Origin of the sequence: Pseudomonas sp. TKO26, assembly GCF_003225665.1 — a bacterium.
GTDB lineage: Bacteria > Pseudomonadota > Gammaproteobacteria > Pseudomonadales > Pseudomonadaceae > Aquipseudomonas > Aquipseudomonas saponiphila.
In genome coordinates this window covers 240,006-252,137 of sequence record NZ_QKLN01000001.1, presented here as the reverse complement: position 1 = coordinate 252,137, position 12,132 = coordinate 240,006, and the positions used below count along the sequence as shown (strand labels likewise).

Here is a 12,132-nt window from a genome sequence, read left to right as displayed (position 1 = left end):
AGCGAAAAATTAAACCCGCGAATTATACGCGGGTTTATAGGGATTGCCTAACTGCGTAGCCCGCGGATTCAGTCCGCTTCGTCGATCCAGGCGGCCTGAATTGCTTCAAGAACCTTCTCGCCTCCGCGAGCCGGATCGTCGCTGAACTCCGGCAATGCCAGAACCCATTGGTGCAGATCGACAAAGTTCACATAACGCGGATCCACATCGGGCTTGGACTCAGCCAGCTGGATCGCGATTTCCAGTACATCAACCCACTTCAGACTCATGACGACTCCTTGAATCAGTGCGGCGCTTCGGCAGCATGGTTGAGCGAGTACTTGGGAATTTCAATGGTCAGGTCTTCATCGCCGACGATGGCCTGGCACGACAGCCGCGATTGCGCTTCCAGGCCCCAAGCCTTGTCCAGCAGATCCTCTTCCAGCTCATCGGCTTCGTTCAGCGAATCGAACCCTTCACGAATGATGCAGTGGCAGGTGGTACAGGCACAGACGCCGCCGCAGGCGCTCTCGATCTCGATGTGGTTGTCGTGGGCCACCTCGAGCACCGAAACCCCGGGCTCGACCTCGACAACCAGACCGTCCGGGCAGAACACGGCGTGTGGCAGAAAAATGATCTGCGGCATCAGTTATTCCTCGATTTCATTCAGGTTGCGCCCCGCCAGAGCGGCTTTCACCGTCGAATCCAGGCGGCGGGCAGCAAAGGCATCGGTCACTTGCGACAGACGCTTGGTCTGCTGCTCGATGGCGTAACCATCGGTGCCACGCATCAATTCACTCAGTTCCTGCATCTGCAGTTCGATGACCATGCGCTCTTCAGCGTCCAGCAGGCGATCACCGTCCGCATCCAGCGCGCCTTGCACGGCCTCGATCAGCCGCTGGGCATCGACCTGCTGCTCGCGCAGCACGCGGGCCACCTTGTCGTCGCCGGCGTACTGGAAGGAGTCCTTGAGCATCTTGGCAATTTCACCGTCGGTCAGGCCGTAGGACGGCTTGACCTGGATGCTGGCCTCCACGCCCGAACCCAGCTCCCGAGCAGAGACACTGAGCAGACCATCGGCATCGACCTGGAAGGTCACGCGGATCTTCGCCGCACCCGCCACCATGGGCGGAATGCCGCGCAATTCGAAGCGCGCCAGGGAGCGGCAATCGCTGATCAGCTCACGCTCGCCCTGCAGCACATGAATCATCATGGCCGTCTGGCCATCCTTGTAGGTGGTGAAGTCCTGGGCACGGGCAACCGGGATGGTGGTGTTGCGCGGGATCACTTTCTCCATCAGCCCACCCATGGTTTCCAGCCCCAGGGACAGCGGAATCACGTCCAGCAGCAGCAATTCGCCACCTTCGCGCTTGTTGCCGGCCAGGGTATCGGCCTGGATCGCAGCACCAATGGCCACCACTTGATCCGGATCGATTTCGGTCAACGGCTGGCGACCGAACATTTCGGCGACCGCTTCACGCACTCGCGGCACCCGGGTCGAACCGCCGACCATGACCACCGCCTGAACTTCGTCCAGTTCGACATTGGAGTCACGAACGGCACGCCGGCAGGCCTTGAGGCTGCGAGCCACCATGGGCTCGATCAGGGCATCGAAGGTTTCGCGGGTCAACGCCGCGCGCCAGTCGCCGTAAACCACTTCCACCGAGGCGGCGTGGGTCAGGGCTTCCTTGGCCGCACAGGCGGTTTGCAACAGGTTGCGCTGAGTCCCCGGATCCAGATCCGCGGACAAACCCGCACCCTCGATGATCCAGCCGGCAATGGCGTGATCGAAGTCATCGCCACCCAGGGCGGTATCGCCGCCAGTGGCCAGCACCTCGAAGACACCGCCGGTCAGGCGCAGGATGGAAATATCGAAGGTACCGCCGCCCAGGTCATAGATCGCCACCACACCCTCGGCGTGCTGGTCCAGACCGTAGGCCACGGCAGCCGCGGTCGGCTCGTTGAGCAAGCGCAGCACATTCAGACCGGCCAGCTTGGCCGCATCCTTGGTGGCTTGACGCTGGGCATCGTCGAAATAGGCCGGAACAGTAATCACCGCCCCCACCAGCTCGCCACCCAGGGTCGCTTCAGCACGCTGACGCAATACCTTGAGCACTTCAGCGGAGACTTCCACCGGGCTTTTCGGCCCCTGGATGGTCTCGATGAACGGCATGTGCGACTCGCCGTCAACGAAGCGATAAGGCAGTTGCTCGCCCAGCTGCTTGACGTCGGCCAGGCCGCGCCCCATCAGGCGCTTGACCGACAGCACGGTGTTCAAGGGATCGGTGGGCGCGGCCAGGCGGGCGGATTCGCCCACTTCGACGCGATCGGCGTGATAACGCACGGCGGACGGCAGAATCACCTGACCCTGCGCGTCGGCCAGAGGCTCGGAAAGACCACTGCGCAAGGCAGCGACCAGCGAATTGGTAGTGCCCAAGTCGATCCCCACAGCCAGGCGACGCTGGTGCGGTTGAGGACTTTGGCCGGGTTCGGCGATCTGCAGTAGGGCCATGCTTATCTGGACTTATCTGTATATCAGGCGTGCGACCGGAGCTGCACTGGGTTAATCGTCGAGGCGCTCTTCTAACTGGCGCACTTCGTAGGTGAGCTTGTCGAGGAACTGCATGCGCCGCATCAGGCGTTCGGCCTGCTCGCGCTGCGCTGCATCATCCCAACAGGCTGCGAAGCTTTCGTTCAGCTCATCCTGGGCAATCTTCAACCGACGCTTGAAGGCCGCCACACCGGACAGGTCGGCGCTGTCCTGCAAGTCTTCGAGCTCTTCGCGCCACTGCATCTGCTGCAGAAGAAACTCGGGATCATGCACCGTGACTTCCAGCGGCAACTCGCCGCCCTTCAGCGCCAACAGATAACGGGCACGCTTGGGCGGACTCTTGAGCGTCTGATAAGCCTCGTTGAGGCTTGCCGACTGTTCCAGGGCCAGGCGCTGCTCACGTTCGGACGCATCGGCAAAACGGTCAGGATGAACCCCACGCGCCAACTCACGGTAGCGCGCGGCCAGCTGTTCGAGATCCAGGCGGAAGCTCGGTTGCAGCTCAAATAAAGCGAAATGACAAGGAGTGCCCACTGGAAGCCTCAGATGTTGAAGCTTTCGCCGCAGCCACATTCACCGCGCACGTTGGGGTTGTTGAACTTGAAGCCTTCGTTCAACCCTTCCTTGACGAAATCAAGCTCGGTGCCGTCCAGATAGGTCAGGCTTTTCGGGTCGATGATCACTTTCTCGCCGTGACTCTCGAACACCTGATCGTCCTCGCCGATCTCGTCGACGAACTCCAGCACATAGGCAAGGCCGGAACAGCCCGTGGTGCGAACACCCAGACGAATCCCATCACCCTTGCCGCGCCCGTTGAGGGAGCGTCGCACGTGTTGAGCAGCCGCTTCTGTCATGCTGATAGCCATCGTGACTCCTTACTTGTCGCCAAATCTGTGAAAGCCGATCGATCAGATCAGGCCTTTCTTCTGCTTGTAGTCGCGAACGGCGGCCTTGATGGCGTCTTCGGCGAGCACGGAGCAGTGAATCTTCACTGGAGGCAGGGCTAGCTCTTCTGCCAGCTGGGTGTTCTTGATGGTTTCGGCTTCATCCAGGGTCTTGCCCTTCATCCACTCAGTGGCCAGGGAACTGGAGGCAATGGCGGAACCGCAGCCATAAGTCTTGAACTTGGCGTCCTCGATGATGCCCTGCTCGTTGACCTTGATCTGCAGACGCATCACGTCGCCGCAGGCGGGAGCGCCGACCATGCCGGTGCCGACATCCGGATCTTCCGCGTCCATCTTGCCGACGTTACGCGGGTTCTCGTAGTGGTCGATGACCTTTTCGCTGTAAGCCATGATTCTTAATCCTCACTCATCAGAGAGTCGCTCTCGGGTTCCGCAAATCGCCGTTATCGGCACGCTCTACGAAACCCTGTGCGGCGACTTAAATTCAGTGCGCCGCCCACTCGATCTTCGAGATATCGACGCCATCTTTGTACATGTCCCACAGCGGCGACAGAGCGCGCAGCTTGGTGACGGCTTCGCAGACTTTCTGCGCCGCGTAATCGATTTCTTCTTCGGTGGTGAAGCGGCCGAAGGTGAAGCGGATCGAGCTGTGGGCCAACTCGTCGTTGCGGCCCAGGGCGCGCAGCACGTACGAAGGCTCAAGCGAAGCCGAAGTACAAGCCGAACCGGAAGACACTGCCAGGTCCTTGAGGGCCATGATCAGCGACTCGCCTTCAACGTAGTTGAAGCTCAGGTTCAGGTTGTGCGGCACGCGGGCCGTCATGCTGCCGTTGATGTACAGCTCTTCCAGGTGCTCGACCTGCTTGTAGAAGCGCTCGCTCAGGGCCTTGATGCGAGCATTTTCAGCAGCCATGTCTTCCTTGGCGACGCGGAAGGCTTCGCCCATACCGACGATCTGGTGAGTCGCCAGGGTGCCGGAGCGCATGCCGCGCTCGTGACCGCCGCCGTGCATGGTGGCTTCCAGGCGCACCCGCGGCTTGCGGCTGACGTACAACGCGCCGATGCCTTTAGGGCCGTAGGTCTTGTGGGCCGAGAAGGACATCAGGTCGACTTTCAGAGCCTGCAGATCGATCTCGACCTTGCCGGTGGACTGAGCACCGTCGACGTGGAACAGGACGCCTTTGGAGCGGGTCAACTCGCCGATGGCGGCGATGTCGTTGATGGTGCCGATTTCGTTGTTCACATGCATGATCGAAACCAGGATGGTGTCGTCACGCAGGGCCGCTTCAACCATGGCCGGAGTGATCAGACCGTCTTCGCCCGGCTCGATGTAGGTCACCTCGAAGCCTTCACGCTCAAGCTGGCGCATGGTGTCCAGGACAGCCTTGTGCTCGATCTTCGAGGTGATCAGGTGCTTGCCCTTGGTGTGATAGAAATGCGCGACACCCTTGATTGCCAGGTTGTCGGACTCGGTGGCACCGGAAGTCCAGACGATTTCACGCGGATCGGCGTTGACCAGGTCAGCCACTTGGCGACGGGCATTTTCCACCGACTCTTCGGCCTTCCAGCCAAACACGTGGGAGCGGGACGCCGGGTTGCCGAAGTTTCCGTCGACCAGCAGGCATTCACTCATCTTCTGCGCCACGCGTGGATCAACCGGGGTGGTTGCAGAGTAATCAAGGTAAATCGGCAATTTCATGGACTCTCTCCTAAATCAGGCTGGCTGGCGTGCCGCTAGCTCTTTGGCTGTCATTCGACGGCTGACGCTTCAATCTTGTCCAGGCGCGGCGCCTTGCCATTACAACGGCGCTGATCCTGACGCTGGGCAACTTCTTGTACCTCACGGCGAGTGACAAGGTCTGCCAAGCTGATACCGCTCAGAAATTCGTGGATCTGCAGACTCAGGTCGCACCACAGGTGGTGGGTCAGGCAGGTGTCACCGGCATGGCAATCACCCAGCCCCTGGCATTTGGTGGCATCGACCGATTCGTTCACGGCATCAATCACCTGGGCCACCTGGATACCCTGCATGTCACGGGACAGCTGATAGCCGCCACCCGGGCCACGGACGCTGGACACCAGGTTACTGCGGCGCAGTTTGGCGAAAAGCTGTTCGAGGTAGGACAAGGAAATGCCTTGGCGCTCAGAGATATCGGCCAGGGAGACCGGGCCATGTTGCGCGTGCAACGCCAGATCAAGCATGGCGGTCACCGCGTATCGGCCTTTAGTAGTCAGTCGCATGGACAAGTACCACGGAGTTTCGGAATGGAGGCGAGTATGCAATACCCGAGTAATCAGGTCAACTATAAGACCAACTACTTTAGTCGGGTTTACCCGCAAAAGAGCGCGCGAATCATAGCAAAGTCTGCGACGTAATGGCACAGCGGGTTGCCAGCAACTGACCCGCGGGTCACTCAGGTGGCATCAGCCCCCTTTCGCCGGCAAGCCGGCTCCTACATTAGGAGCCGCTTGGTGGGCCATTAGCCGATCTGGTTGTCGCTCTTGCCCTTGACCTCTGCGAAGTCCTCCTCGCGCAGGGCCGGCAGATCCTTGGCGCAGTAGTCACTGCCCAGATCCTTCAGAGCGCCGCACACCCCCTCCAGGCGAGCGTCCACCGCCTGCAGATGGTCGAGCAACTGACCAATGGCCCGCGCCACCGGATCAGGCATGTCTTCGCTGACGCCATAGGCATCGAAACCGAGCTTTTCCGCCATGGCCTTGCGCTTGGCTTCCTGCTCGTCACTGGACTTCATGATGATCCGTCCCGGAATGCCGACCACTGTCGCACCCGCCGGCACCGCCTTGGTCACCACCGCATTAGAACCGACCTTGGCCCCCACACCAACCGTGAAAGGCCCCAGCACCTTGGCGCCCGCGCCCACCACCACGCCGTCCTCCAGGGTCGGATGGCGCTTGCCCTTGTTCCAACTGGTCCCACCCAGGGTCACGCCCTGATAAAGCGTCACGTCGTCACCGATCTCGGCAGTTTCACCAATGACGATGCCCATGCCATGGTCAATGAAGAAACGACGCCCCACCTTGGCCCCCGGATGAATCTCGATCCCGGTCAGCCAGCGACCGAAGTTCGACACCAGCCGCGCCAGCCATTTCCAGCCCATGCCCCACAGGGCTGCGGACAAACGGTGAATCCAGATCGCGTGCATCCCCGGGTAGCAGGTCAGCACCTCGAAGGCATTGCGCGCCGCCGGGTCACGATGAAACACGCTTTGGATATCTTCACGCAGACGCTCGAACATCATTGATCCTTCCGCTTTTGTAGCTCTCCACGGGCCGCTTTCTGGGTTTCCGTGAGAATGCCACGCAATATATTCATTTCCGCCCGGCTGACCGAGCTGCGACCGTACAACCGACGCAGGCGCGCCATCAAGTGCCGCGGCTTTTCCGGATCGAGGAAGTCGATGGCCACCAGCGTCTGCTGCAGATGCTCGTAAAACCGCTCCAGCTCATCCATGGTCGCCAGCTCTTCACTGCGCGGCGAAGCCACTTCATCCTTCTCGATCTTGGTCGGCTGGCCTTGGGCCGCCAGCCAGGACATGCGCACTTCATAGGTCAGCACCTGCACCGCCGTGGCCAGGTTCAGCGAGCTGAACGCCGGGTCCGACGGGATATGCACGTGGAAATGACATCGCTGCAGCTCGTCATTGGTCAGGCCGGAATCTTCACGGCCGAATACCAGGGCGATCTGCGCGCCCTGCCCGGCCTCCTCCACCACTTTCAGGCCGGATTCACGAGGATCCAGCAGCGGCCAGGGAATGCGTCGATCACGAGCACTGGTACCGAACACCAGCGTGCAACCGGCCAGGGCCTCCTCAAGGGTGGCAACCACCTGAGCGCTCTCAAGGATGTCGGTGGCGCCGGAAGCCCGCGCATCGGCCTCATGGGACGGAAACACCCGGGGTTCCACCAGCACCAGCCGCGACAGGCCCATGTTCTTCATGGCACGCGCAGCCCCGCCGATATTGCCGGGATGACTGGTATTGACCAGGACGACACGAATGTTCTGCAGCAAGGGAGGCGCTCTCGGACACGGGAAAGGGGAGCAAATCTTACAGAACAGGCAAGACTCCCGCCTCAAAAATAACCACCTGCAACTGACGACACATCAATCAAGCGCAGTCGGCCAGCGAGGCGCACCCACACCCTCGAACGGCGCCACACAGCGGATCGATGCAATCAAAGCGAACACCGACCTTCATCTGCAAAAGTTTTCTGCTAGAATGCTCGGCTTTCTTTAACAACCTTAGGTGACCTATCCATGCAGCCAATGCTGAATATCGCGCTGCGCGCCGCCCGCAGCGCCAGTGAATTGATTTTCCGCTCCATCGAGCGCCTGGATACCATCAAGGTCGACGAAAAAGACGCCAAAGACTACGTATCCGAAGTTGATCGTGCCGCCGAGCAGAAGATCATCGACGCATTGCGCAAGGCCTACCCGACCCACGCCATCCTCGGCGAAGAAACCGGCCTGCACGCCGGTAGCGGCGAAGGCGAAGACTACCTGTGGATCATCGACCCACTGGACGGCACCACCAACTTCCTGCGCGGCATCCCGCACTTCGCCGTAAGCATCGCCTGCAAATACCGTGGCCGCCTGGAACACGCCGTGGTCCTCGATCCGGTTCGCCAGGAAGAATTCACCGCCAGCCGCGGCCGCGGTGCCCAGCTGAACGGTCGTCGCCTGCGAGTCAGTGGTCGCACCAGCCTCGACGGCGCCCTGCTGGGCACCGGCTTCCCGTTCCGTGACGATCAGATGGACAACCTCGACAACTACCTGGGCATGTTCCGCGCCCTGGTGGGCCAGACCGCCGGCATTCGCCGCGCAGGCGCCGCCAGCCTGGACCTGGCTTACGTGGCCGCAGGTCGTTTCGATGCCTTCTGGGAGTCGGGCCTGTCCGAATGGGACATGGCAGCAGGCGCCCTGCTGATTCAAGAAGCCGGCGGCCTGGTGAGCGACTTCACCGGCGGTCACGACTTCCTGGAAAAAGGCCATGTGGTTGCCGGCAACACCAAATGCTTCAAAGCGGTCCTGACCGCCATCCAGCCGCACCTGCCGGCCTCGCTGAAGCGCTAAGCGCCAGCGACAAAAAAAGCACCCTTCGGGGTGCTTTTTTATGCCTGCAAAACCCTTCCTGCTGGAGTCAGCTTGCCGACCAAGGCCATTTCAGACCTCACTCGCCGGCAAGCCGACACCTGCATGCTCGGATTACTGACCCGGCTGATTCTGGTTCTGACCGAGAATCAGACGCCCTTCTTTATCCACCGGGATTTGATTGCCCGGGTCACGATCCATGCGCACCTGGCCTTGCTTGCCGCCCAGGTCGTATTTCACGTCGTAACCGACGATCTTGTCACTGATGTCATTGACCGTGTTACAGCGAGTCTGCGTGGTGGTGTAGGTGTCACGCTCCTGCATGCCTTCCTGCACCTTGTTGCCCGCATAACCGCCACCCACGGCACCGGCCACGGTGGCAAGCTTCTTGCCGTTACCACTACCAATCATGCTGCCCAGCAGGCCACCGCCCACCGCACCGGCCACGGTACCGAGGATCTGATGCTCGTCCTTGACCGGGCGTTGACGGGTGACCGCGACGTCCTTGCAGACTTCGCGAGGAGTCTTGATCTGTTGCTTGACCGGCTGCACAGCCAGTACTTGCGCATACTCAGGGCCGCTTTTAACCAGGCTGTAGGTGGCAACAGCACCCCCGGCGGTGACACCGACAGCACCCAATACCGCACCAACCAGCAACGACTTGTTCACGTGAACCTCCTGACCATACAAACGGGACCTAGCCCGCGCTTCTCCCAGCCTTGGAGCAACAAAAAAGGCGCGAGTTCAACACTCGCGCCTTTTTAACTGACAGCCGGAAAAGGGCTAGATCCTCAAGGACGGTCGTCCACTTCCTTCTCGGTGTTGGCCGGAGGAATCAGGTCCTCGCTGTTCAGGTTCAGCCAGATCAGCACCACGTTGGCGATATAGATCGACGAGTAGGTACCCGCCAGAACACCGACAAACAGGGCGATGGAGAAGCCGTGCAGGTTGTCACCACCGAAGAACAACAGCGCAATGATCGCCAGCAAGGTGGAGATCGAGGTCGCCATGGTCCGCAGCAGGGTCTGAGTGGTCGAGATGTTGATGTTCTCGATCAGGCTGGCCTTGCGCAGCACCCGGAAGTTCTCACGCACCCGGTCGAACACCACGATGGTGTCGTTGAGCGAGTAACCGATGATCGCCAGCACCGCCGCCAGCACCGTCAGGTCGAAGGTGATCTGGAAGAACGACAGGATACCCACGGTCACGATCACGTCGTGGATCAGCGAAACGATGGCGCCCACGGCGAACTTCCACTGAAAGCGGAAAGCCAGGTAGATCAGGATGCCGCCCAGCGCCATGAGCATGCCGAGGCCGCCCTGGTCACGCAGCTCTTCACCCACTTGCGGGCCAACGAACTCGACACGCTTGACCTGAGCCGGGTTGTCACCGCCAACCTTCTGCAGCGCTTCGGCCACCTGATGGCCCAGTTGCGGGTCTTCACCCGGCATCCGCACCAAAAGATCAGTAGTCGCACCAAAGCTCTGCACGATGGCTTCGTGATAACCGGCATCGTTCAGTTGCGAACGCACCTTCATCACATCCGCCGGACGCTCGTAGGTCAGCTCGATGAGCGTACCGCCGGTGAAGTCCAGACCGTAGTTCAACCCCCTGTCGAACCAGCTGAACAACGCCAGAACGGTGAGGAGCACAGTGACGCCGAACGCAAAGTTGCGCACGCCCATGAAGTTGATAGTACGTAACATGGCAGCCCCTTAAATCCACAACTTCTTGAAGTCACGACCGCCGAAGATCAGGTTGACCATCGCGCGGGTCAGCCAGATGGCCGTGAACATCGAGGTAAAGATCCCGAGGGACATGGTCACCGCAAAGCCCTTGACCGGGCCGGTGCCCATGGCAAAGAGGATGCCGCCCACCAGCAAGGTGGTCAGGTTGGCATCGAGAATCGCGGTGAATGCCCGGCCGAAGCCTTCGTTGATTGCCCGCTGCACCGTCATGCCGGCAGCGATTTCTTCACGTATCCGCGAGAAGATCAGCACGTTGGCGTCTACCGCCATACCCATGGTCAGCACGATACCGGCGATACCCGGCAGGGTCAGCGTCGCCCCCAGCAAGGACATCAGGGCCAGCAGCAGCACCATGTTCAGCGCCAGGGCCACCGTGGCGATCACGCCGAAGAAGCGATAGATGGCGATGATGAACAGCGAAACGAACAACATGCCCCACAGCGAAGCATCGATACCCTTGGTGATGTTGTCAGCACCCAGGCTCGGACCGATTGTGCGCTCTTCGGCGAAGTACATCGGCGCCGCCAGACCACCGGCGCGCAGCAGCAACGCCAGCTCGGAGGACTCACCCTGGCCGTTCAGGCCGGTGATGCGGAACTGGCTGCCCAGTGGCGACTGAATGGTCGCCAGGCTGATGATCTTCTTCTCTTCCTTGAACGCCTGGACCGGCACGTCTTTCTCGACGCCGTCGACCACCTGCTTGGTATAGGTGGTGATCGGCTTCTGCTCGATGAAGATCACCGCCATGCTGCGACCGACATTGCTGCGGGTCGAACGGTTCATCAGTTCGCCACCGTGACCATCAAGCTTGATGTTCACCTGTGGACGGCCGTGCTCGTCGTAGCCGGCCTGAGCATCGGTCACCTGGTCACCAGTAATGATCAGGCCACGCTCGATCAGCGCAGGAGGACGGTTGCCCTCACGGAATTCGAAGGACTCGGAAGTCGCCTTGGAAGCACCCGGCTCAGCGGCCAGACGGAATTCCAGGTTAGCGGTCTTGCCCAGGATCCGCTTGGCTTCAGCGGTGTCCTGCACGCCCGGCAGCTCAACCACGATGCGGTTGGCACCCTGACGCTGAACCAGAGGCTCGGCCACACCCAGCTCGTTGACCCGGTTACGCACGGTGGTCAAGTTCTGCTTGATGGAGTATTCGCGGATTTCCGCCAGCTTGGCCGGGGTCATCGCCAGACGCAGCACCGGTTGGCCATTGAGGTCGGCCGGTACGATATCGAAATCATTGAAGTTCTTGCGGATCAGCGAACGGGCCTGTTCACGGCTGTCTTCATCGCTGAAGCCCAGCTGGATGGCACCATTGAGCTGCGGCAGGCTGCGATAGCGCAGACGCTCTTTGCGCAGCAGGCTCTTGACGTCGCCTTCATAGACTTTCAGGCGGGCGTCGAGGGCTTTGTCCATGTCCACTTCCAGCAGGAAGTGCACACCACCGGACAAGTCCAGGCCCAGTTTCATCGGGTGCGCACCAAGGTTGCGCAGCCATTGCGGGGTGGTTTGCGCCAGGTTCAACGCCACCACATAGTCATCGCCCAGCGCCTTGCGCACTACATCCTTGGCCGGAAGCTGGTCTTCCTTGTTGATCAAGCGCAGCAGGCCACCCTTGCCGTTGGCGGCAATGGAGGAAGCCTTGACCTTGATACCGGCGTCGGTGAGCGCTTTGCTCGCACGATCCAGATCCGCCTGAGTGACCTGCAACGCAGTGCTCGCGCCGCTGACCTGAATGGCCGGATCATCAGGGTATAGATTGGGAGCGGAATAAATAAAACCGATCGCCAGCACCGCCAGGATCAGTAGGTACTTCCACAGAGGATATTTGTTCAGCATCAC

Annotated in this window: 14 protein-coding genes; 1 reads left to right on the top strand and 13 read right to left on the bottom strand. The window is 60.6% G+C overall.

Going from position 1 to position 12,132, the window contains the following annotated elements; genetic code table 11:
• Nucleotides 1-68 precede the first annotated feature (68 nt).
• From iscX to trmJ, 10 genes are all read right to left on the bottom strand, one after another.
• Nucleotides 69-269 (bottom strand): Fe-S cluster assembly protein IscX, encoded by a 201-nt coding sequence (iscX, locus tag DNK59_RS01305; RefSeq protein ID WP_011063212.1) that lies wholly within the window; start codon nt 267-269, stop codon nt 69-71.
• Nucleotides 270-283: 14 nt separating this feature from the next.
• Nucleotides 284-625 (bottom strand): ISC system 2Fe-2S type ferredoxin, encoded by a 342-nt coding sequence (gene fdx, locus DNK59_RS01300; RefSeq protein ID WP_092310772.1) that lies wholly within the window; start codon nt 623-625, stop codon nt 284-286.
• A 3-nt stretch (nt 626-628) separates the two neighbouring features.
• Nucleotides 629-2,491 carry a Fe-S protein assembly chaperone HscA gene (gene hscA / locus DNK59_RS01295; RefSeq protein ID WP_060844529.1) on the bottom strand — a complete coding sequence of 621 codons (1,863 nt, stop codon included), beginning with the start codon at nt 2,489-2,491 and terminating at the stop codon, nt 629-631.
• Between the two features lie 51 nt (nt 2,492-2,542).
• Nucleotides 2,543-3,064 (bottom strand): co-chaperone HscB, encoded by a 522-nt coding sequence (gene hscB, locus DNK59_RS01290; protein WP_110722035.1) that lies wholly within the window; start codon nt 3,062-3,064, stop codon nt 2,543-2,545.
• Between the two features lie 8 nt (nt 3,065-3,072).
• Entirely contained in the window at nt 3,073-3,396 is a 324-nt protein-coding gene (gene iscA / locus DNK59_RS01285) for an iron-sulfur cluster assembly protein IscA (protein ID WP_007929524.1), read from the bottom strand.
• Between the two features lie 42 nt (nt 3,397-3,438).
• Nucleotides 3,439-3,825 carry a Fe-S cluster assembly scaffold IscU gene (iscU, locus tag DNK59_RS01280; RefSeq protein WP_003443374.1) on the bottom strand — a complete coding sequence of 129 codons (387 nt, stop codon included), beginning with the start codon at nt 3,823-3,825 and terminating at the stop codon, nt 3,439-3,441.
• 94 nt (nt 3,826-3,919) lie between these two features.
• Nucleotides 3,920-5,134, bottom strand: coding sequence for an IscS subfamily cysteine desulfurase (locus DNK59_RS01275; protein ID WP_060840883.1), 1,215 nt, complete (start codon nt 5,132-5,134; stop codon nt 3,920-3,922).
• Between the two features lie 50 nt (nt 5,135-5,184).
• Nucleotides 5,185-5,676, bottom strand: a complete 492-nt coding sequence (gene iscR, locus DNK59_RS01270; RefSeq protein ID WP_011063217.1) for a Fe-S cluster assembly transcriptional regulator IscR — start codon at nt 5,674-5,676, stop codon at nt 5,185-5,187.
• 239 nt (nt 5,677-5,915) lie between these two features.
• A complete protein-coding gene (gene cysE, locus DNK59_RS01265) occupies nt 5,916-6,692 on the bottom strand; it encodes a serine O-acetyltransferase (protein ID WP_110722034.1) in 777 nt (258 codons plus the stop codon).
• Nucleotides 6,692-7,465 carry a tRNA (cytosine(32)/uridine(32)-2'-O)-methyltransferase TrmJ gene (trmJ, locus tag DNK59_RS01260; protein ID WP_092310762.1) on the bottom strand — a complete coding sequence of 258 codons (774 nt, stop codon included), beginning with the start codon at nt 7,463-7,465 and terminating at the stop codon, nt 6,692-6,694. The genes cysE and trmJ overlap by 1 nt, the downstream gene beginning before the upstream one ends.
• Before the next feature lie 246 nt (nt 7,466-7,711).
• Here trmJ and suhB point away from each other — a divergent pair, with 246 nt between their 5' ends.
• Nucleotides 7,712-8,527 carry an inositol-phosphate phosphatase gene (gene suhB, locus DNK59_RS01255; RefSeq protein WP_011063220.1) on the top strand — a complete coding sequence of 272 codons (816 nt, stop codon included), beginning with the start codon at nt 7,712-7,714 and terminating at the stop codon, nt 8,525-8,527.
• A 132-nt stretch (nt 8,528-8,659) separates the two neighbouring features.
• Here suhB and DNK59_RS01250 read toward each other — a convergent pair whose 3' ends face one another.
• The 3 genes from DNK59_RS01250 to secD all read right to left on the bottom strand — a co-directional run bounded on the left by DNK59_RS01250 (nt 8,660) and on the right by secD (nt 12,129).
• A complete protein-coding gene (locus DNK59_RS01250; RefSeq protein WP_092310759.1) occupies nt 8,660-9,214 on the bottom strand; it encodes a glycine zipper 2TM domain-containing protein in 555 nt (184 codons plus the stop codon).
• 122 nt (nt 9,215-9,336) lie between these two features.
• Nucleotides 9,337-10,251, bottom strand: coding sequence for a protein translocase subunit SecF (gene secF, locus DNK59_RS01245; protein WP_110722033.1), 915 nt, complete (start codon nt 10,249-10,251; stop codon nt 9,337-9,339).
• A 9-nt stretch (nt 10,252-10,260) separates the two neighbouring features.
• Entirely contained in the window at nt 10,261-12,129 is a 1,869-nt protein-coding gene (gene secD, locus DNK59_RS01240) for a protein translocase subunit SecD (RefSeq protein ID WP_092310756.1), read from the bottom strand.
• Nucleotides 12,130-12,132 lie beyond the last annotated feature (3 nt).